Below are 20477 nucleotides of genomic sequence, written 5' to 3'. Positions count from 1 at the left end.
ACGTTCAGGCCGATATCGATGGGGGCGGAAGACGGAAGGAGGCACGCGGTGTCGTACGAACCCAAACTCGCCGCGGCTCTTTCCGGCGCGACTCTGCGCCAGCTGTCCCACTGGCGCCGGGCCTCCGGGCCCAAGGGCGCCGTGCTCGTGCCCGAGATCTCCAGCGAGAGGCCGATCCTCTACTCGTTCCGCGACGTTGTCGCACTCCGCATCTGTGTGCAGCTGCGCGAAGAGGCTTCGTTGCAGAAGATCCGCCGTGCGCTGAACACGCTTCGAGAAGACCTCGGCGAGTGGGAGCACCTCTCCTCGTACAAACTCGTCGCGGGACCGGACACCATCTATCTGGCTGAACCCGACCACGCCGTAGACCTGATCAAGGGGGGCAACGTGGTCATCCACCAGATGGTGGATGTTCTCGCGCCCTTCTATAAGGACGGCCGTAGCATTCCCGCTCTGCTCACCCCCCGTGAGCACGTCGCGGTCGACGAATCGGTCCGTGGCGGAGAACCGGTCATCCAAGGCACCAGGATCCCGGCGTCAGATGTCGCCGCCCTCGTAAGAGACGGCATCCCACCGGACCAGATCGGTGAGTTCTACCCAGGCGTGACGGCTGAGGCCGCTCGGGACGCCGCCGACTTCAGCGAGTACGTCGACAGCTATGGCAGCAGCGAGCCCCGGCAGGTCGTCGCTTGAAACTGCTGCTCGACGAGAACGTGCCCCGCCCCATGGCCGAGATCGTGCGCATCCTGCTGAAGGCACATGAAGTCGTCCACGTCCACGAGCTCAAGGGCTGGACGGGCACGAAGGACATCGAGCTGTACGCCAAGGCCAAGGCCGACGGCTTCGAGGTCGTCATCACCAACGACACCAAGCAGCTCAGCCGGCCACTCGAAGTGGCGGCCATCGCGCAGTCGGGCCTGCATCGCATCGAGTACCGTCAGAACAACAAGCATGGTGGCCTGGTGGGCCTGGGCACGGCGATCGCCACTGTCTGCGCGGCCCTTCCTCACGCCCTGTCCGAACTCGAAGCAGCTGACGGCCAGCGTCTCGTCTCTCTGACGTCGATCGACCCGACCCGGCAGAAGCGCCTCCAGACCACGGACCCGGCCGTCGCCCCGCCGAAGCACTGGCCGGGGCGTGATGCGGCCTCTGAGTCCTGACGCCTCGATACACGAGGGTTCCCGGCCGGTACCCCATGGGAAGCGATGCCGGGAAAGGATCTGGCATCGCCGCCTGCGCTTCGTCTCATCAAGACTCACTGCCGAGCTCTTCCTGGAGTTCGGCGATGCGGCGTTGGGTTGCCGCCGCGTTCTTCTGCTGACGGGTCAGTTTCGCCTCGGCCGCTGCCAGTTCCCGAGCGAGCCGCGCTCGATCAGCTGCCACCCGCTCACGGATGGTCCCGTCGTCGCGGTACGCCGGCCCTACCCGCTCACTGCTCACTACGCCGCGACGCTCTCCGCACTCTGGGCAGTCGACGACGCAGGCGGAGATGCGGGTGTTCTCGCGATGCTGAATGTAAGGCACCACATGGTCGCAACGGAGAGCGAGGTCCCAAGTATCGAGATCCTTCTTGCGTTCCTCCCGCGAGGGCCAGGAAGCGAACAGCCTGGCGAGCTTCTCCATCTGCTTCGGCCCCATCGGCGGTGGCGGGCAACAGAAACAGCAGTGTGTTACCCGAGAACCGCTGACGGTCCACCGGGCGTCCCGGCAGTCGGCGTGCCGCTCGCGGAACTTCTGATCGGCTTCCTCGTATTCGCGCTTCTCCGCCTCGGACAACTTCATGAGGGGTGGCCAGCTCCCCAGCTCATCAGTCATGGGCAGTCCGCAACCGCGGCAGGGCTCACCAGCCACGTACTCCGCCCAGCTGAGGCGTGTATCTTCTCGCTCCCACTGCTCATCCCGCTCGCGGCGCCGCCGGTCATCCGCTTCGGCTTCGAGGGCCGAGCGCAGAGCACGCTTGGCGGCTCGTTGCCGCTTCTGCTCCTCCGTGAGCTTGGCCATGGGCTTCACCCTTCGCTCGCCGGGTTCCTGTGCACGACCGCGGAATCCATGCTGGCGTGGCCGCCCCGTATGCCGACTGCCCATGTGCCGGATGACAACTTGTGACCGGACTCGGATGGCAAGTGACCTTCAGGCGACTGATGTCGTCTGGTGCGGGCAGTCGGAGGTTGCTGATTTGATACGCCGTCGGCGAGCCGTCTGCAGAGGGCATGAACAACAGGGCATATGAGGCAAGGGCCAATCTCGCCAGCCCGTCACCTGCCCTGAACGGGTACTTGCGCGATACCCGTAACTCAGCGCTACGACTGGTCACGCTTCTAGGTGTAGGTGTCACGGGAAGTGATACCCCTGGCTGTTTCGGCACCTGCCTGGTCCGCGGGGGCCTGGCCGAGTCCCGCCCTACCTGGGGATCGTCCTGTCTGATGCCATGGACGAAGTGCAGGTTGGAGCACCATCGTTGGGGGCGATGTGGGGACATCCACGCGATGGAAGGGGCCGAACGGCGATCCGTGGAGCTCCGCTGGGAGGCGGCTGGCGCGCTGGCGGGATGACTCGCGCAACGCGGATCAGCGGCTGGAGGAGATTGCGGCGGACCACCTTAGCGCCCTGCACGAGACGCTCCGTGCCGATCGATCGGCCTTCGGGTTGTACGACACGGCCTGTGCGGCCGGTGAACGGCTCGCCGGGGCTCTGGGATCGCTGGCCATAGAGGGCGCAGAGTCGGAGGACGCGCTCGTCGCGCGTCTCGTCTCGGAGGTCGGCGGAGACGGCGGCACACTCGCCGACGCCGCGGTGCGCAGAGGTGTGGCCGCGGCAGTGCGGGATGTCCGGGACAGGCATCCCGAGTTGGACGAGGTCATAGGCGGAGGTGCTGCGGGCGGCGGCTTCGCATGGGACATCCTGTGCGACCTTTACCAGGTGTTCTTCGCCGACATGGTGGGGGAGTTCCTCCAGTCCGTTGTCGCTGAGCACATCAAGCTGGCCGTGCCGGTGCTCATCGCGACGGATCCGGAAGGCAGGATCGCCGACTGGGTCGCGGAGAAGGTGGTGGACCTGGTGCCGAATCCCTGTGAAGAGTCAGCCGAAGCGATGGATCTCGCAGAGGCCGTGGATACCGCACAGTCTGTGGTGGGCGCCGTGCAGGATCCGTTGTCTGCACTGCCCAAGATCGCCGAGTCGCTGGTACCACGGGCGGTCGGAAAGGTACTGGGCCTCATCACTGAGGAGATCACTGGAGAAGAGGGAGCTGCGGCGTGACCGGTTCCGACCATTTCCTGTGGTGGCGCGGCTCCCGAAGGGACCGGCCTCGTGATGACCGCTGGATGGAGATCGGAGAGGGAGCCTTCCAGGAAACGGAGCGCCGTATCACCGGTCGGCACCATCTGCCCGGCCCAGTCCCCGACTGGGCTGAGGACCTGTTCCGCGTCGCCCGGGCCGCGTTCATCGCCGACAAATACGTCCGCCGGACCGGCGCACAGGACCGATGGACCCGCCGGATCAGCCTCGCCGTGCCCGTCACAGAACACGAGCGATGGCAGAGCGCAGCAGTCCGTACCCACATCACCGCACTCCTCCAGATCCTCACCGGGGACCTCTGGGATGTGGACTTCCGGCCTCTTACCGGTCATCACGTCGAGGAGGCGATGGTCTCCGCTGACGACCCGCGTGCCTCGGAAGTCGCGCTGTTCTCCGGCGGACTTGATTCCCTCAGCTGGGCGGCCACTCGCTCTCGCGCCGACGACTCCCGACCGCTGCTGCTCGTAATGTTCCGCGAGATCGGCCTGCTGCGTCTCCAGCAGCGGGTGTACAAGGCCGTCGAGCGACTGGACGGGCCCCGGCCGGTGATGCTGCTGCCGATGAGCCAGACTCCGGCGGGTGACGGCTCCGGGCTGCGGCTGGAGACCTCTTCCCGCACCCGCGGTCTGCTGTACGCGGCGGGCGCGATTCGCGCTGCTACCGCGCACGGAGTGGGCACTGTCCACATCCCCGAGAACGGCCAGCTCGCCCTCAATCCGCCTCTGACGCCGGCGCGTTCGGCCGCCTGCTCCACCCGTTCCGTGCACCCGTGGACGCTGCGCAGTCTGAACGCCCTGGTCGCCGCCGTGGCTGACGCCGGGAGCGTGCTGCGGGTGGTCAACCCCTTGGCATGGTTGACGAAAGGCGAAGTGTGCAGGGCCGCACGCGATGCGGGCCTTACCTCGTCCGACCTGGAATACACCCTGAGCTGCGGTAAGCCGCCCGCACGCCGCAGCGGCGGCCCTCCCATCGCCAACTGCGGTGTCTGCTTCCCATGTCTGGTGCGTCGCTCCGGGCTACTCCACGCAAACGGCACCGACGGCACCCCGTACGAGGCGCTGCCATGGGCGGAAGACCTTCCCCTCGACCGGGGCACCGACTGGCGCGCACTGCAGCGGTGGCTGCTCGGCAGGTACGCCCTTACGGATGTCCTCACCGATACCCCGCTGCCGCCGGACACGGAGCCGACGATGGCGTTCGACTTGATCAGGCGCGGGCGGGAGGAGCTGGCCCGGCTGCTTCAGATCGCCGATGCGGCTGAGGCCGCTGACGCGGCGTAGGCGGCGCAGGGGAGATCAGCTCCTACCAGGACGCCTTGGCGGTCATGCAGGGCAAAACCGCACCCGTGCCGTGCGGTCGGTGCACCTGCTCGGCAAGGTGACTCCACCAGACCTGGGGCACATCAACGCCTTCATCAAACCCGGAGTGGCTCAAGTTAGGCGACGGGGCGTGGGGAACCTCGGAAGACTTGGCTGGTGTGCCAGGAGCGGTGGGCCGCTGCGACGGGGCGAATGCCGGGTTGAGGGCCGATGAGCGGGCGGCCGGCGAGTGCTGTGACGTGGTCGCGGGCGGCGGGGCTGCGGCCGACGAAGCTCTGCGAGACCAGGATGCGGTGGCCGTCGCCTATGCCGAGCACGCCCTTGTCGAACAGCTTGTGGTGCAGCGAGCACAGGCACAGCCCGTTGCCGACGTCGTCCGGACCGTCGAACGCCCACCAGCGCACGTGCGCGGCCTCCAGGCCGACGGGTGCCGCGCCGATCATGCCGTCGTAGCCGCAGAAGGCGCACTGGTACTCATAGGCGGTCAGCACCATTTCCCGCATCCGCCGGTCGCGCTGCCGCCTCTCGGGTGCTGCCAGCGCGGCTGTCTCCGCCAACTCCAGTTCCAGGCCGACCGTTTCGCACAGATCCTGGTGCAGCGACGGCGGGAAGTGCAGGTCCAGCAGCACCCTTGCCATACGGCCCAGCAGCGACGGTTCCCGCCGCAGCGCCAGCCGCAGGTCCGGGGTCAGCCGCCCCGTGGCCCCGCTGGCCCGCAGCTCCCGTACGCCCGTGCCGGGGCTGCCGGCGCCGCGATCGGTCCGTACCTCCCACACCTCGTCGCTGACCAGATGGTGGAAGGGATAGGCGGGCGTGGTCCCACGCGCCGGGCCGTACTCCGCCAGCAGTTGCTTCAGATCGGCCTCCACCGCGGTGTATCGCAGCTCGTCCTCGGCATCGGCCTGAAATCGGCCCAGCGCGTACAGCAGCAGCAACGGTTTGTGCGGCGCCCGTACACCGTCCCGAGTCCACTGCCTCAGCTTCGCCGCGCGCTCCAGCCAATCCATGACCGTGATCGTAGTGACGCCTCGCTGTACTGAACCGCCCTGGGACGGTCCGGAGGCTCCATCGGACCCGGAGCGGTTCGCTGTCTGTACGGGAATTCGCGTGGTCGGTCTCCGGGGAGCATTTCGCACTGCCCGAACAGTCGGGCAGATCATGAAGCCCAACCGTGGCGCAGGGGGAGCCGGCCGGTCTGGAGCGCGTCGCGCTGCTCGGTGATCCACTGTTGGACCTGGTCCACGGATTCCGTTACCGGTCGGTACGTGGTGTCGAGCAGCTGGGTGTGCCATCTGAGATCACCGGCATTCCACCCGGTCCAGCGGCGCCAGGCCATCTCGGGCCAGCTGTCGTCGATGATGACGTCGGGCCGATGAGACGGGTCAAGGGCGTGCTTGCGGTGCCATTCGGCCCAGCCGAGGAAGGCGTCAACCGTGGGGGAGTCACACCGTCCAGGGTCACGCTCGGCGAGGCGAGTGCGCCGGACCGGATCAGCGACATCGACCAGGCACACGGCGATGCCATCCAGTAGCGGGGCGGAGGGGGCGGCCAGTACCTCTCCCAAGGGGGACTGCCCGGAGAGCAGAAGATCAATGCCGCGCTCTTGGTACTCCAGCGCGCGTCGTATCCACATCTCGGTCATCCGGTGGCGCCAGTGCCGGTCGACGCCCTTCGGTACACCGATCTCGTCGAAGTCGTGCACGGCGATCTTCCTGATCCGGGCAGCCGCCGCGTACGCCAGGGTCGTCTTGCCCGAGCAGCTGGACCCGGTGAGCTTCAACAGCATCGCGTCAGGATGCCGACAGCACGGCACCTCCCACGACCTATTTCTTCGAGCCACGCATCAGGGCGACCTCGCCGGCGCTTGGAGCGGCCCGGGGACTTGCGGTTTCGTCGGGGCGGAGAGGGTAGGCTGGGAACCGGTCGCACGGGAGCGTTCTTGGTCACACTTGGATTCCTCCGTGCGGCCACTTCTCTGTCCTGACCATGGCACGGCGTGCGCGCAATAGTCAGGCGAGGCGAGGAGTGCCGCGGCCCTAGAATGGCCGTCGTGACCGACAACACTCAGCGCCCCGACAGCGGGCCGAACAGCGCCCCCGAACTGCCGACCCAGTACGCGCCGGCCGAGGTAGAGGGGACGCTGTACGAGCGCTGGGTAGAGCGCGGTTACTTCGAGGCTGACGCGAAGAGCGACAAGCCTGCCTACACCATCGTCATTCCGCCGCCGAACGTCACTGGTTCCCTCCACCTGGGCCATGCCTTCGAGCACACGCTGATCGATGCCCTCACTCGCCGCAAGCGCATGCAGGGCTACGAGACGCTGTGGCAGCCCGGTATGGACCACGCGGGTATCGCGACGCAGAACGTCGTCGAGCGGGAGCTAGCCAAGGAGGGCAAGTCTCGCCACGACCTGGGCCGCGAGGCGTTCGTCGAGCGGGTCTGGCAGTGGAAGGCCGAGTCCGGCGGTCAGATCGCCGGCCAGATGCGGCGGCTGGGCAACGGTGTCGCGTGGAGCCGCGACCGCTTCACCATGGACGAGGGCCTGTCCCGTGCCGTCCAGACCGTCTTCAAGAAGATGTTCGACGACGGCCTGATCTACCGCGCCGAGCGCATCATCAACTGGTGTCCGCGCTGTCTGACGGCGATCTCGGACATCGAGGTCGACTACCAGGACGACGACGGTGAGCTCGTCTCCATCAAGTACGGCGAGGGGGACGACACGGTCGTCGTCGCCACCACGCGTGCGGAGACCATGCTCGGTGACACGGCCGTCGCCGTTCACCCGGACGACGAGCGCTACAAGCACCTCGTCGGTCGGCGCATCAAGCTGCCGCTGACGGGCCGCATGATTCCCGTCGTCGCCGACACACACGTCGACCCGGAGTTCGGCACCGGTGCCGTCAAGGTCACGCCCGCCCATGACCCCAACGACTTCGCCATCGGCCAGCGGCACGGCCTGGAGTCGCTGACCGTCATGGACGAGCGCGGCGTCATCACCGTCCACGGGCCTTTCCAGGGGCTTGACCGCTTCGAGGCGCGTTCCGCGATCGTCGCCGCGCTGCGCGCCGAGGGCCGGATCGTCGCGGAGAAGCGGCCGTACGTCCACTCGGTGGGCCACTGCTCGCGCTGCAAGACGACCCTTGAGCCGCGACTGTCCCTGCAGTGGTGGGTGAAGGTCGAGACTCTCGCCAAGGCTGCGGGTGACGCGGTCCGCGACGGCCGGGTGGACATCCACCCCGCCGACCTGTCGCAGCGGTACTTCGACTGGGTCGACAACCTCAACGACTGGTGCATCTCACGGCAGCTGTGGTGGGGCCACCGCATCCCCGTCTGGCACGGCCCGAACGGCGAGACCGTGTGCGTCGGGCCCGACGAGCAGCCGCCGACCGGCGAGGGCTGGGAGCAGGACACCGACGTCCTCGACACCTGGTTCTCCTCCGGCCTGTGGCCTTTCTCCACGCTGGGCTGGCCCGAGAAGACTGCGGATCTGGCCAAGTTCTATCCGAACTCGGCCATGGTCACCGGGTACGACCTGATGTTCTTCTGGGTCGCCCGGATGATGATGTTCGGCCTGTACGCGATGGACGGTGAGATTCCCTTCCACACCATCGCGTTCCACGGCATGGTCCGTGACGAGCACGGCAAGAAGATGTCGAAGTCGTTCGGCAACACGGTCAATCCGCTGGACTGGATGGACAAGTACGGCTCCGACGCCCTGCGGTTCACGCTCGCGCGGGGTGCCAACCCCGGTACCGATGTGCCGATCGGCGAGGACTGGGTCCAGGCGTCCCGGAACTTCGCCAACAAGATCTGGAACGCGACGCGGTTCGCGCTGATGAACGGCGCCACGGTCGAGGGCGAGCTGCCCTCGGCCGAGCAGCTCTCGGCCGCGGACCGTTGGATCCTGTCCCGGCTGAACACCGTCGTGGCCGAGGCGGACACGTACTACGACGACTATCAGTTCGCGAAGCTCGCCGACGCCCTGTACCACTTCGCGTGGGACGAGGTCTTCGACTGGTACGTCGAGCTGTCCAAGACGACGTTCATGGCCGGCGGCGAAGCTGCCAAGGTCTCGGCCCGCGTTCTGGGCGAGGTCCTGGACGTGACGCTGCGCCTCCTGCATCCCATCGTTCCGTTCGTGACGGAAACGCTGTGGACCACGCTCACCGGCCGCGAGTCCGTCGTGATCGCCGACTGGGCGGCGGACAGTGGGTTCCGCGATGCCGCGGCCGAGGCTGAGATCGAGAGTCTCCAGCAGGTGATCACCGAGGTTCGCCGCTTCCGCTCGGACCAGGGCCTGCAGCCCGGCCAGAAGGTCCCGGCGCGCCTGGACCTGTCGGGTACGCAGCTCGCCGCCCATGAGGCCGCCATCCGTCAGCTGCTCCGGCTCCAGCCGGAGGGTGACGGCTTCAGTGCCACGGCGACCCTCCCAGTTGCCGGTGCCACGGTCGCGCTCGACCTGTCCGGCACGATCGACGTCGAGGCCGAGCGCAAGCGGCTGGCCAAGGACCTCGCCGCGGCGGAGAAGGAGAAGGCCCAGGCGGAGGCCAAGCTCGGCAACGAGGCGTTCCTGGCGAAGGCACCGGACAACGTGGTCGAGAAGATTCGTACCCGTCTCACGAAGGCCGAAGGGGACATCGTCCGGCTGCAGAACCAGATCAACAATCTGCCGCCTGCCTGATAGCCAGACCAGCGAGGAAGCCCCGGACGCATCGTCCGGGGCTTCCTCCATAGAGAGGGCACCGCTACGGAATGCCCAATCCTTCGAAGGGGCTCGACAGGGAGAACTGCCGCTGGAAGGCGACCGTCAGGGCCTGTTCGAGGTCGAACTCGGCCATCCGGATCAGGTCGACGAGCCGGGACGGCTTCGAGGCGAGGACGAGGCGCGCGAGGTCCTCGGCCGCGCTATCGCGGTTGAAGTGATGCCGGAACAGGTCGAGGTTCTTCTCCACGACCAGCATGGTCATGTCGAACTCGGAGATCTCGGCGTTGGAGACCCGTCGTGTGCGCGAGTGGACCCGGTATTCGTGCAGCGGGCCGGCGAGGCACACGATGTGGTTGGCCTCGCCTCTGCGGAATCGCCCGGCGAGGAGGTTCACGGCGAACGCCCAGTCCCCCCACTTCCGTACGTCCGGGTCGTAGAGACCGCCGTGGATAGCGTCGTCTCGGCGGTAGACGATCGAGGTGGGCACGTGGTGCTTGCGCAGGATCAGTTCCTCGCGGCACGGGTAGGAGGAGATGGTGAGCCCGTCGAAGTCGCCGATCATCCGCGACATGGTGTGGACGAAGGCCACGTGCTGGTGCGTCTTGAGGAGCTTGACGGCTCGGTCCGGGTAGCTGCCGGCCTTCAGCAGCTCAGGGGCGGTGGCGAGCCGGTCGTCGGCGTCGAGCTGCATCACGTACTCGAAGGACGCAGCGTTGATGCCGGCGTTCCTGGCGGCGTGGTGTCCGCTGTGCTCCTGGCGGACGACGCGGACCTCGGCGTACTCGGCGCACAGCGCGACGGCGCGAAGCGTGGGCTGGTCGTCGGAGCCGTCATCCACGATCACGACTTCGTACGGGAACGTGTGGGGCTGCTGGATCAGGGACTCCACGGCTTCCACGAGGTAGCCCCCCGAGTTGAAGCAGGGGATGACGAAGCTGATCCCCTCGGGCGTGCTCGACTTCACGGCATTCTCCCTGTCTCTGATCAGGCTGCCCGGTTGACGGCGATGACGGTGGCCCGGGTCGCCTCGAAGCAGTTGCGCCCGGTGCGGCTGTCCTGTTCCGCGTGCTCGGACCAGAGCAACGTGAGGTCCCAGCCGTCGTAGATCCGCTCGATGACGCGCCGGAAGGAGTCCGGGGAGTAGCCGGCCTCCCCCTCGATCCGCAGCGGTCGGCCGTCCGCGGACTTGCGGGTGATCCCCGTGAACACTTCGAGATAGTGGTAGTTCGCCCCACACGCGTGAGTGACCGCGCTCGTGAGGAGGGACTCGACGTCGCCCCTTGCGAGGTAATGCAGGACGTCCTTGGCGACGATGACTCCGAAATCCTCATCGATGGCGAAATTCTCGGCGAGGCATTCCCGTGTTTCGATCCGGTGGACCCAATCACTTGCGCCGCCGATGCGCTGAAGAAGCGATTCGCTGGGGATCTGATCGACGGCTACGACACGGAATCCTGCGCGCGCTAAGGCGATGGTGTAGGTCCCGGCCCCATACCCCAGATCCAGTGCGGTACGCGGGGTCCCGTCTCCGACGGATTCCAAGAGGGTGTTGAACCGCTCCGAGGTGGCGGCCTGGAGATTCTCGGCGGTGTTCAGACCGCCGCGGATCGCCTCCGCGTAGAAGGCGTGCACGGACGCCTTCGAAACCGGCTGATTCATGAATGACTCCTGTATGCCTGGAGGTTTGGAGTGGCCAGCCACTAGAAAGGCACCGTGAACAGGCGTCCAGGGGTGAGCACCGACGAGGCGAGGGCCTCGGTGACCTCCATGGGCCGCAGATGGCTCGCAAGGGAGCTGCGCTGCTCGGAGCCGCGCAGCCAGTGCTCCATGAGCTGGCGGTTGCTGTCACTGTGGAACAGCCCGTCGAACGACTCCTCCGACACGTACTGCTCGTCGGGCAGCAGCGCGGCGTTGGCACGTGTGGTCACGCGGGCGAACGCGTCGATCCCGTCCGCGCTGACACCGCGCGGGATGTCGTAGCAGTGAACGTGGGTGGAGAACAGCGTCGACAGCTGGGCCTCCAGGTCGACGCTCGACGTGCGGCCGTTGACGTTGTAGAGGCCGTCCGGGAGTTCGGCCCAGTCGCGGATGGAGGGGGTGGTCTGCTCGAAGGACAAGGTCCCGAGCGAGACGGTCCTCCCCGTTGAGGCGTCCACGAGGCGGAACGCAGAGGTCACGTCGGTCTCGCCGAAACGGAATCCGGCATCCGAGTCTGCCGGCCACCGTGCGTCGCCGTCCTGGAACCTGCGGGCGATCGGCTGGGAGAGGCGCTGGTGCTGGTCGATGGGGAAGGCGCCGAAGGCGCTGACCTCCAGCCTGAGCTGGCGCTCGGGGAAGAGCTCCGCGTTGAGCGACAGGATCTGGGTCGCGAGATCCACGTAGTGGTACGCGCCGTGCATCATCATCCCGTAGCCGTACTTGTACGGGTGATCGTCGCGACTGTCGAACTCGCGCTGGAGGTTCCACACACCGCCGGCGGCCCGGAGATGGAACGAGGTCAGGGGCGCTTCCCACCTCTCCATCCGGTCCCTCAGCGAGGCAACGACCTTCTGGTTGTAGATCTGGTGGTACCGGCTCAGCGTCATCACTGAATGCTCCGCGGGGGAGTCGGCAGCAACACCGATGAGTTCCTCCATGGTCTTCGTGATGTACGAGGGCTTGAACCGCCTGTCCACGATGGGAGCCAGTACGGGCTTCTCGACCAGCGAGTCGATGTGGTTCTCCACGCAGAACCGCAGGTATGCCTCGTGCGCCCGCACCTCCGTGGCGATGTACACCTTCGTCGGTACGCCCGGTACTCGCAGGCGCTGGACGGCGGCCGCGATGACTTCCTGCGGCGTCTCCCGCGCTCGGTCGCCGGAATCCGGCAGGTATACGACTCCTCGCGGCTTCAGGCTCGCAGCCTGTATGCGTCGGTCGATTTCCGTCCGCTGCGACTCCAGGTCGATGATGGAATAGGAGTCGATGTAGCCGGACGTGATGGCATCGCGAATGCACGGGAGGTACTTGTTGGCGACGATCTCATCGAAACCGATCACGATGAGGTGGTGAGCTGATATCACGGGACCACCTTTCCAAGGAGCCCAGAAGGCAAGACTGTTTGGCTGATTTTGGGCGCACGCCGCCAAAGGCCCGTATGGCAGTGGAGGCTGTGCGTGAGTAACTCGAAAGGCGACGGTCTCCCGAACCGAAGGAGTCTCCCTTTCTATTCAGGAGTACCTGGAATGGGGCGAAGTAGCGGAACGCCGCCGCCGGGAATGGCAGTGGTGATGCAACCCCTGTCGCGCCAACCGCGACGCGTCATGCGAAGTGCTGGAACCATCTGCCCGCTGTTCGGGCCCTGGACCGAACGCGTAGCAAGGCGGCGGGCTACTCGCTCAACTCGTTGAGCGGCGGGAACGAACGCGTCCTGCAGCATCGGTCATGGCCCTTCGGCGTGGGGAGTGCAGAACTCCACTCAACCGAGCCAACTCCTGTGCTCCCAGAGCAGAATTGACGCACTGGTGATGCATCCGTGTGGCACCGGCGGGCATGACCTCGGTGTCCTTCGTACGAGACGGCCAGGAAGATGGGGGTCCGAGTCATGGCACGCAGGCGGCAGCGCCTCGCGGAGCGACGCCAAGCCGTGGGCCTGACCCAGGAGGTACTCGCTGAGAGGCTGGGCGTGGACCGTTCCACGATCGTGCGCTGGGAGGCAGGCACGGCATCGCCACAGCCGTGGATGCGCCCACGTCTGGCGAATGGACTCCATGTGACGGTGGACGAACTGGACGATCTGCTCACGCAGGAATCAGAGCCGGGAGGCCCGGCAGCGGAAACCCGGCAGCGGGCTCTCGACCCCGCACAGACGGATCTGGCCACAGTGGCTGAGCTGCGGAGTGAATTCGAGGAGCTCGCAGCACGGTACGACCGCACACCGTCGGCCAGCCTCCTTGCCAAGGGCGGAGAACAGCTCAGCCTGATCACCTTCATGGCGCGGAGGGCTCCTCGCGGACGAACAGAACGCGAGTTGCTTTCCCTCCAAGGCGATGCCTTCACGCTCATGGGGCAGCTCGTCTGGGACGCCTCACAGAGACGCGACCACGCCACCGCACGCAGCTACTACGACCAGGGCGTTACAGTCGCCCGACGCCTGCGTGATCACGCTCTCGAAGGCCATGCTCTTCTGCGGACCTGCTACGTCGCGCTCTACGGAGCTCAAGACCCACGGACGGGACTGGACCTCGCACTCCAGGCGGCGGCCACGGCCCGCTCGATCAGCCCAGCCCTGACCGGCATGGCTCTCCTCCACGCTGGCGAAGCTCACGCCATGCTCGGAGAAGCAAAGGACTGCGAACGAGCACTCAACGCAGCCCAACGACATCTGGAAAGGTCCGACGGCTTGGATGCCGCAGCCGATCTCGTCTCCCCCGGCCAATTCGGCCGCCTCGCCGGATCGTGCTACCTCTCCCTGGGACAGCACCGACGCGCCCAGCAATTCCTGGAGACCACGGCCGCGGAACTGCAAGATCGGCGAAAGTCTCGCGCGATCGTGCTGGGCAACCTTACGCTCGCCTATATTCGCCAACGCGAGGTAGACGCCGCGGTGATCACGCTCGCCGAGGCCATCACGGAACTGGAGGAGACCCGGGGCGGGGGAGGATTGAACGTGGTCTTCAGCGCCGCCAAAGAGCTGCGGCCCTGGCGGCAGGACCCGGTCGTCGCCGACATCCATGACCGGCTGTTCGCGCTCATGGCAACGATGTAAGCGTAAGGAGAACCTGTTGTGTCCGCGACACACGATGACGCCAAGAAGCTCGTACGGACGCAGGTCTGGGATGCCCTCGACGCGGCTGGCGCGGTGCACGACGACACGGCCCATGGCCGCATACCCCACTTCAAAGGCTCCGAAGAAGCCGCTGCACGGCTCGCTGGGCTTGAGGCGTGGAAGAACGCCACGGTCATCAAGGCAGTGCCGGACAAGGCCCAACTCCCTGTGCGAGCTCGCGCTTTGGAGGACGGCAAACTCCTCTACATGGCCGTTCCGAAGCTGGCTACACCCAATCCCTTTTACCTCCTCGACCCGGCCGTCCTGGAGGTGCCGCCGCATGAAGCCGCGAGCAGCCGCGTCGCGGCAACCATCGCACCGACGGTCGAAGTCGATGCCCTGCGTCCCATCAGCGTGGTGGTCCTCGGCAGTGTGGCGGTCAACCGCTCCGGCGTTCGGATCGGCAAAGGAGCCGGGTACTCCGACCTGGAGTTTGCGTTGCTCACCGAGGCTGGACTCGTCGGGCCGGAGACGCTCGTCGTCACCACCGTGCACCCCCTCCAGGTGATCGAAACCCCCATTCCATCCACGGAGCATGACGTGAACGTCGACGTGATCGTCACGCCCGAAGAAGTCATCACTTGCAGCACGCCGCACCGGCCGCCAGGCATCCTTTGGGACCACCTTGAGGCGTCCAAGATCGCTGCGATTCCAGCCTTGCAATCGAGGGTCCAGGCGGCACGTCGCCTCGGAGTTGATCGTTGAGTGGACACGACAGAACGAGCGGAGCACCTCTGAACGGGGATGTTGCTGGCTGTTGGCAGAAATGCGTGACGGGCCCGACCGGGAGAACCGGTCGGGCCCGTTACGCATCGCGCAATCGGTGGCATCTGTGACGCGGTCGGCTAGGGACCGGCGCAAGGATCAGCGGCGCGGTGCGTGTGATGCAGAAGGTGTGGCGAGGCGCGGTGCCATGGCCTGGCGGTCTGTGAGGCGGCTGGCTCGGGTGGGTTCCGGAGCTGGGGCGTAGGCGGGAAGGTCGGCCATTCGGCGCAGGCGCCAGACCAGGACGTCGCTGATGGAATCGGCGGTGCCCAGTTCCCTGCGAGCGGCAGCCTCGGCGAGGAGAACCTGCGGGTTGTGGCCTGCCTGTGTGGCGTCGGCGAGGGTGGCGGCCAAGGCGTCCCAGCCTGGTTCGGCCAGGACAGTATCGGCGAGGTCGGGTAGCGCGGCGCGCACGGTGGTGGCGTGGTGGTGGCGCAGGGACGGGGCGATACGGTGGCCACGTTCGCGCAGCGCCGTGAGGGGTTCGGCGGCTGCCTGCTCGTAGGCAGCCCGCAGGTGTGCTGCGGCTCGGCGGGCGGCCTCGGCCTGCTGGGCGTGCTGTCGCTGGGCGTGCCAGTGGGCGGCGGCGATGGCGAGGAAGACCAGTGTGTCCAGGACCAGCGCGGTGCCGGCCCCGTCCTCGCCCCGTCCGAACGCGGGCCCGCTGTTGACCAGGTCGCGGGCTGCCCGGCGCAGGTGCTGCGCGTGGCGGAACTCGGCGCGGGTATGGGAGCGGGAGGCCCGCTCGAACTCCCTGGCCGCCTGCCGCAGTTCGTTGCGGGTGTGGAGGGCCGAGGTCTTGGTGAGGGCATCGAGGACCTCGCCGGTGGCGGCGATCTGGGCGGCAGAAGCACCGTCGTCGCTGTTGTGGTCGAGGGCGAGTAGGGCTGCCCAGGCCGCGTGGGCGGTGGTGCGCCGGGCCGCGGCGGGTGCCGAGGACGAGCTACGGCGTTCCGGCCGCTCGCTGCTGGTGGTATCCGAGGCGGCGGAGTCGGTGGTGAAGCGTGCCTGGATGCGGGGCAGGGACAGGTCGGGGGCGAGGGTGGAGCCGGCGTAGTAGATCGGCTCCTTGTCCCCGTTGCGATCACCGGGCAAGGCGACCTTGTAGCCCTGCACGTCGCCGGAGGGCAGGACCCTGGTGCGTACGAGAAGCCCGGCGTCCTGGAGTCGTCCGAGGAACTCGTCCGTGGAGGCGGCACCGGCCACCGCGCGACGCACGGTCTCGCGCAGTTCCTCGCGCGCGGCGCGGTCCCAGCCCAGGCGATCCGCCTTGTGCCGCTCGGCGCTGGAGGTGCGCTTCGCCGCAGTGCCGTCGCCGGGGGCAACGCGGTGGAGATCGTAGTCGGCTTCGATGACGCGGGCTTCGGCCTGGGCGCGTTTGCCGGAGCGGTGGTGGTCGGGGCGGCGGCCGTCTTCGCGGACGAGGGTGGCGATGATGTGGATGTGGTCGTCGGCGTGGCGGACGGCGGCCCAGCGGCAGCCCGCGCCATCGCCGGGATCGATGCCGGTGGCCGCTACGATGCGGCGGGCGATGTCGGCCCACTGGTTGTCGGTCAGGATCGGGTCGCCGGGGGCGGCGCGCACCGAGCAGTGCCACACGTGCTTTTCGGGTCGCTGGTCTGCGTCGACCAGATGGAGGGGCTGGTCGAGGAGGTGAGCGAGGTCCTTCTTCGTGGCCGAGGGGTCGCGGCCCGGGTCGGGGGCCATGTGGTCGAAGGAGGCGACCAGGTGGGGGTCGACGTGCTCCTCGTGCGTGCCCTTGCCGTAGAGGTAGTGGAGCAGGCCGAGGGTGCTGCTGCCCTGCCGGTGGATGCTGGGGATCAAGCCGCCTCCCCCTCCTGGCGGTTGGCCGTCCGGTCGACGGCCTTCTGCGCCGCGTGGGCCGCGCGGTGGATGTCGGCGAGCACTTCCTTGAGGTAGGGCACATCGCCGCCGGAGTTGAGCGCCTTGGCCACCTGGTTGAGGTTGCTGCCGGCCCAGCCGAGCTGACGGCGCATGGCGAACAGCTCGGTGAGCACATCGCGTTCGGTGGCGATGGCGGCGGCGGTGCGGGACTGATCGCGGGCGGCGGCAAGAGCGGAGTGGGCGAGGAAGCCGGCCACACTCATGCCGACGGCACCGGCGCCGCCCTGGATGATGGCGTGCTCGTGATCGCTGAGGCGGACGCTCTGAGCGGGACGCTGCTTCTTCGCGCGCGGACGCGCCTTCCCCTTGATCGTGGTCCGGCGCGCGCGGCCGACGTCTCCTGGCTGCGATCCGCCCTCGGTCGCAGCCCTCCCGTTCGGCGCCCCCTGGCGCCGGACGGACCCCGCCACCCCCGGGGCGGGGTCGGGTTCGGGCGCTTCCCCTGCGGGGGAGTGTCCGAACCTCCAACTTGCTGTGCTGACTGGAGCTGAGGTGGTGGGAATTGCCTGCTGGGCAGCGGGCGGTTCGTGGTGCTGGTAGTGCATGGAGCGTGTCTCCAGGAGGTGTGCGGGATGTGGTGGTGCGTGTGGTCGTGGAGCCGGGTAGGAGGCTCAGCTCATCGCTTGGGCGGAGGGGCGTGAGAGAGCGCCATGTCGTAGTTGGCTGAGCTGTTGGCGCAGTCGAGTTGAAGAGCCGCCGAGCGGTGTGAGCGGAGGTGGCGGAGATCGACTGACAGTGCACGGCGGTGGCGGGATGTTTTCCGCCAACGCCGGGTCTTCCGCCATGGCGGTCATGCGGCGGCGGCGCTGCTGTTGGCGGAGGAGGAGAGTTCCGCCGTGACGGCGGCGGCGACCTCCTTGGCGCGGTCCTTCTGGATCGTGTAGCCCTGTGCCCTGATCGCGCTTTCCAAGGTGGTGCGGGGCACTGCGCCGTGCTCGGTGCCGATGGTGCGGGCCGTTGACCACAACACCTGTTCGGGAGCAGTGGTCTTGCGCCCGCCTTGCTTCCGATCTGCCTTGGCCGGTGGCGGCTTGGCGACGGTGGTGTCCGCCACGGGCTCGGGTGCGGCGGCCTTGGCGGAAGGTGCAGCGTTGCCGCCACCGGGCGGTTCCTGGCGGATCTGGTGGCTTGGCTTTGGCGGCGCCGGGCGGGCGTCTGGTGTGGCGGATGGCGTTTCCTCTGCCGAGCTGTCGGCACCGAGGTGGCGGTTGATGACGAGGTAGAGGTGCACCGCCCCGGCGAGGGCGAGCGGGGCGATGGCGGACAGGGCGCCGGCGGTGGCGTTGTTGAGGCGGAGGCGGGTGCCCTCGTTGAGGCCGACGGCGTGGACGACGTTGGCGCCGATGCTGGTGCCGGTGGCCACGCCGACGAGCGTCCACACGTACAGGCGGGAGCGCACCGGGGCGGTGCGCAGGATCAGCAGGGCGACGATGCCGATGGCGATGAAGCCGTCGATCACGAGCGGGAACAGGTAGGTGAGCAGCCCGCGTACGTGGCCGGCCACGGCCATCTGGCGCAGGGCGTCGTACGAGAGGGCGAAGGCGACGGCGGCGAGCAGGACGATGCCGACGCGGATGCTGCGGCTGCCGTGCGTAGCAGCCGGGGCTATTGGGGCGGGGGAGGGCAAGACAGGCACTCCAGGGTGGTGCGGCGGGGCTTGTGGTGAGGGAGCGAGAGGCGTTCACGGAGGGGGCGTTCACGCGGGCCCCCTTCTAAAGGGGGGCCCGCGCGTGATCGCTAGGGCGCGTGTACGGCGTGGACGCTTCCGTGATCGCTTGACCTGGGGTTTTGCGGTGAGCGTGTGCGCTGTGAGCGGTTCACGGCGGTGTCATGGCACGCGGGCCGCGTGTACGGTCGCGTGATCGCTTCGCGCGGGGTACCGGCGAGGGCTTAGCCGACGGCGGTGAGGTGGCGTGCGGAGGCGTAGTAGCGGGTCTGCTGCCCGCCTCCGGCTCCACCGGCGATGCCGTCGGCCTTGGTGGCCAGGCCGCTGTCGACGAGGCGGGCGAGGTGGCGGCGTGCCTTCTCGACGTCGGCGCGTTCGGGGTCGCCGCCGCCGGTCAGGATGGCTGCCAGGTCGCGGGCGGTGAGGCCGCCTGGGGTGTTGCGGAGCAGGACGGCGGGGTCCTTGCTGGGGTCGACCGTGGTGGTGCCGCGCACGTGGTCGTGGGTGACGTCGAGCGGGCCGATCTCCCCGGTGGGGGTCTTGAGGTGGTGCAGGGTGACGGCGGGGTCGCCTGCCCGGCCGGTGACGAACAGGACGCTGCCCGCGCCGGCGGTGATCCAGGTGGAGCCGTAGACCTGGTCCAGGCTGGGGCGTTGGCCGCGCGGGGCGTCGGCGGTGGCCTTGCGCTGGTGGTGCAGTTCCAGGATCTCCACGCCGCCTCGCAGGGCGCGCATGCGGGCGTTGTGGAAGGCGACCGCGAGGCTGTCGTCGACCATCGTGCTGACGGCGTCCTTGAGGCTGTCGATCACGATGGTGTCGGCCCGGTGGGCGGCGGCGAGGTCGGCGAGGAGGTCGGGCTCCTTGTCGAGGGTGGCGGGCAGCGGGCCCTCCCAGACGACGAGTCCCTCGCGCAGGATCTTCTCGTCGCTGGGGAAGACGCGGCGGTCCATGGCCCGGGCGATCTGCCTCGGCCGGTCCATGGCCAGGTAGAGAATCCGCCTGCTCGGCGCGACCGGCATCTCCAGGACCGTCTCCTGCAGGCCGAGGCGGGCGAAGACCACCTGGTGGGCCAGGGTGGTCTTGCCGACCCCGGGTGCGCCGACGATCATCAGGCTCTCGCCCGGCGCCCAGACGGTCTTCTCACGGGTGCCCCACAAAGGCTCGGCGTCCGCGCCGGTCTCTTTGACGAAGGACCATCCGTCGGTGGCGAAGCGGTTCAGACGCCCCTGGTCGGAAGCGAGGGCGCGCTCGCGCTCGGCCCGCATCTCCGCTTCGACCTCGCTGCGTATCGCCTCGGGGTCGGCGCCGGGCTCCTGGGCGCGCTGGACGGTGCGGATCGCCGAGGCGAGCAGGCGGCGGAGGTTGGCCTTTTCGCGAATGATCTCCGCATGGTGCTCCGCGCTGCCGCTGCCGTAGTGCACGTCGGCGAGCTGGTGCAGATAGACGGCGCCGCCGACACGCTGCAGGTCCCCTTGCTGCTGGAGCAGCTCGGTCAGGACGATCGGGTCGGTCGGCTTGTCCTCGCGGCGCTGGGCGAGCAGCGCGCGCCAGATCGTCTCGTGCGCGGGCCGGTAGAAGGCGTCCTCGCCCAGGATGGGCCGTACGACGTCGATGACGCCGCTGTCGTGCATGCAGGCGCCGAGTACCGCGCACTCGGCCTCCAGGTTGAAGGGAGCCTGCCCAGGATCGTCCGGAGACAGCGAGTGGCCGTATCCGGAGTGGGATGGCGTATTCGGTTGGGCGTCGGTCATACTGGGCATCAGCTCCTCTGCTCGCGGGCCATACGGGACGGCAATCCCGGCCTCGCGGGTCGATCGCTAGGGATGGCGGTTGAGAGGTTTGCGCTTGGCCCCCGGTGACAGCCGGGGGCTTTTTGCTTGTGGTGCTACGTCGGGTGGGTCGCGGACTCCTCGGGGTGATGGAGGTGGGGCTACCACTATGCCACACGAATTGCCGATCGCAGAAGTGTTCTGCATCTCGCAGAATGCATGCTACTGTTTAGGGGTCACTGCA

The 20477-nt window shown here is 67.8% G+C and carries 17 protein-coding genes; 7 read left to right on the top strand and 10 right to left on the bottom strand.

The window, feature by feature from the left end:
• The first annotated feature begins 48 nt into the window (after positions 1-48).
• Positions 49-693, top strand: coding sequence for a DUF433 domain-containing protein (locus tag ACWGKQ_RS00180; protein WP_097251353.1), 645 nt, complete (start codon positions 49-51; stop codon positions 691-693).
• Positions 690-1160 (top strand): DUF5615 family PIN-like protein, encoded by a 471-nt coding sequence (locus ACWGKQ_RS00175; protein ID WP_453289576.1) that lies wholly within the window; start codon positions 690-692, stop codon positions 1158-1160. The genes ACWGKQ_RS00180 and ACWGKQ_RS00175 overlap by 4 nt, the downstream gene beginning before the upstream one ends.
• Before the next feature lie 88 nt (positions 1161-1248).
• On the opposite strand, the gene ACWGKQ_RS00170 is transcribed toward ACWGKQ_RS00175, so the two are convergent.
• Entirely contained in the window at positions 1249-2001 is a 753-nt protein-coding gene (locus ACWGKQ_RS00170) for a hypothetical protein (protein ID WP_453289575.1), read from the bottom strand.
• Between the two features lie 468 nt (positions 2002-2469).
• Here ACWGKQ_RS00170 and ACWGKQ_RS00165 point away from each other — a divergent pair, with 468 nt between their 5' ends.
• Positions 2470-3258, top strand: coding sequence for a hypothetical protein (locus ACWGKQ_RS00165; protein ID WP_453289574.1), 789 nt, complete (start codon positions 2470-2472; stop codon positions 3256-3258).
• Positions 3255-4577, top strand: coding sequence for a 7-cyano-7-deazaguanine synthase (locus ACWGKQ_RS00160; RefSeq protein WP_453289573.1), 1323 nt, complete (start codon positions 3255-3257; stop codon positions 4575-4577). The genes ACWGKQ_RS00165 and ACWGKQ_RS00160 overlap by 4 nt, the downstream gene beginning before the upstream one ends.
• A gap of 155 nt (positions 4578-4732) precedes the next feature.
• On the opposite strand, the gene ACWGKQ_RS00155 is transcribed toward ACWGKQ_RS00160, so the two are convergent.
• Together ACWGKQ_RS00155 and ACWGKQ_RS00150 are read right to left on the bottom strand one after the other, a co-directional pair.
• The gene (locus tag ACWGKQ_RS00155; RefSeq protein WP_453289572.1) at positions 4733-5623 is read right to left on the bottom strand and encodes a phosphorothioated DNA-binding restriction endonuclease; all 891 of its coding nucleotides are present in this window, start codon (positions 5621-5623) and stop codon (positions 4733-4735) included.
• 149 nt (positions 5624-5772) lie between these two features.
• A complete protein-coding gene (locus ACWGKQ_RS00150) occupies positions 5773-6402 on the bottom strand; it encodes a hypothetical protein (protein ID WP_453289571.1) in 630 nt (209 codons plus the stop codon).
• A gap of 264 nt (positions 6403-6666) precedes the next feature.
• Between ACWGKQ_RS00150 and ACWGKQ_RS00145 the strand changes: the two genes are divergently transcribed.
• Positions 6667-9297 carry a valine--tRNA ligase gene (locus ACWGKQ_RS00145; protein WP_453289570.1) on the top strand — a complete coding sequence of 877 codons (2631 nt, stop codon included), beginning with the start codon at positions 6667-6669 and terminating at the stop codon, positions 9295-9297.
• A 64-nt stretch (positions 9298-9361) separates the two neighbouring features.
• On the opposite strand, the gene ACWGKQ_RS00140 is transcribed toward ACWGKQ_RS00145, so the two are convergent.
• Genes ACWGKQ_RS00140 through ACWGKQ_RS00130 form a run of 3 tightly spaced genes read right to left on the bottom strand, consistent with a single transcriptional unit; the run spans position 9362 to position 12383 of the window.
• Positions 9362-10285, bottom strand: coding sequence for a glycosyltransferase family 2 protein (locus ACWGKQ_RS00140; RefSeq protein ID WP_453289569.1), 924 nt, complete (start codon positions 10283-10285; stop codon positions 9362-9364).
• 20 nt (positions 10286-10305) lie between these two features.
• Positions 10306-10980, bottom strand: coding sequence for a class I SAM-dependent methyltransferase (locus tag ACWGKQ_RS00135; RefSeq protein WP_453289568.1), 675 nt, complete (start codon positions 10978-10980; stop codon positions 10306-10308).
• A gap of 41 nt (positions 10981-11021) precedes the next feature.
• The gene (locus tag ACWGKQ_RS00130) at positions 11022-12383 is read right to left on the bottom strand and encodes a hypothetical protein (RefSeq protein ID WP_453289567.1); all 1362 of its coding nucleotides are present in this window, start codon (positions 12381-12383) and stop codon (positions 11022-11024) included.
• A 506-nt stretch (positions 12384-12889) separates the two neighbouring features.
• Between ACWGKQ_RS00130 and ACWGKQ_RS00125 the strand changes: the two genes are divergently transcribed.
• A complete protein-coding gene (locus ACWGKQ_RS00125) occupies positions 12890-14068 on the top strand; it encodes a helix-turn-helix transcriptional regulator (RefSeq protein ID WP_453289566.1) in 1179 nt (392 codons plus the stop codon).
• An 18-nt stretch (positions 14069-14086) separates the two neighbouring features.
• Positions 14087-14833 (top strand): 5-formyltetrahydrofolate cyclo-ligase, encoded by a 747-nt coding sequence (locus ACWGKQ_RS00120; protein WP_453289565.1) that lies wholly within the window; start codon positions 14087-14089, stop codon positions 14831-14833.
• 159 nt (positions 14834-14992) lie between these two features.
• Here the strand turns inward: ACWGKQ_RS00120 and ACWGKQ_RS00115 are convergent, their stop codons facing one another.
• The 4 genes from ACWGKQ_RS00115 to ACWGKQ_RS00100 all read right to left on the bottom strand — a co-directional run bounded on the left by ACWGKQ_RS00115 (position 14993) and on the right by ACWGKQ_RS00100 (position 20224).
• Positions 14993-16717: a mobilization protein gene (locus ACWGKQ_RS00115; RefSeq protein ID WP_453289564.1), complete on the bottom strand. Its 1725-nt coding sequence runs from the start codon at positions 16715-16717 to the stop codon at positions 14993-14995.
• The gene (locus ACWGKQ_RS00110; RefSeq protein WP_453289563.1) at positions 16714-17343 is read right to left on the bottom strand and encodes a plasmid mobilization protein; all 630 of its coding nucleotides are present in this window, start codon (positions 17341-17343) and stop codon (positions 16714-16716) included. The genes ACWGKQ_RS00115 and ACWGKQ_RS00110 overlap by 4 nt, the downstream gene beginning before the upstream one ends.
• 245 nt (positions 17344-17588) lie before the next feature.
• Positions 17589-18434, bottom strand: coding sequence for a DUF2637 domain-containing protein (locus tag ACWGKQ_RS00105; protein ID WP_453289562.1), 846 nt, complete (start codon positions 18432-18434; stop codon positions 17589-17591).
• Positions 18435-18688: 254 nt separating this feature from the next.
• A complete protein-coding gene (locus ACWGKQ_RS00100) occupies positions 18689-20224 on the bottom strand; it encodes a DnaB-like helicase N-terminal domain-containing protein (RefSeq protein WP_453289561.1) in 1536 nt (511 codons plus the stop codon).
• Between the last annotated feature and the right edge of the window lie 253 nt (positions 20225-20477).

The sequence above is a fragment of the Streptomyces sp. NPDC054770 genome (assembly GCF_053611985.1).
Note: the sequence above shows the minus strand (reverse complement) of the source record. Positions and strands in the feature narration are given on the sequence as shown.

What these genes read in the sequence shown, in the direction of transcription:
- ACWGKQ_RS00100 (WP_453289561.1), bottom strand. Translation starts at nt 20,224, where the DNA reads ATGCCCAGTATGACCGACGCCCAACCGAATACGCCATCCCACTCCGGA.
- ACWGKQ_RS00125 (WP_453289566.1), top strand. Translation starts at nt 12,890, where the DNA reads ATGGGGGTCCGAGTCATGGCACGCAGGCGGCAGCGCCTCGCGGAGCGA.
- ACWGKQ_RS00155 (WP_453289572.1), bottom strand. Translation starts at nt 5,623, where the DNA reads ATGGATTGGCTGGAGCGCGCGGCGAAGCTGAGGCAGTGGACTCGGGAC.
- ACWGKQ_RS00170 (WP_453289575.1), bottom strand. Translation starts at nt 2,001, where the DNA reads ATGGCCAAGCTCACGGAGGAGCAGAAGCGGCAACGAGCCGCCAAGCGT.
- ACWGKQ_RS00135 (WP_453289568.1), bottom strand. Translation starts at nt 10,980, where the DNA reads ATGAATCAGCCGGTTTCGAAGGCGTCCGTGCACGCCTTCTACGCGGAG.
- ACWGKQ_RS00110 (WP_453289563.1), bottom strand. Translation starts at nt 17,343, where the DNA reads ATGCACTACCAGCACCACGAACCGCCCGCTGCCCAGCAGGCAATTCCC.
- ACWGKQ_RS00150 (WP_453289571.1), bottom strand. Translation starts at nt 6,402, where the DNA reads ATGCTGTTGAAGCTCACCGGGTCCAGCTGCTCGGGCAAGACGACCCTG.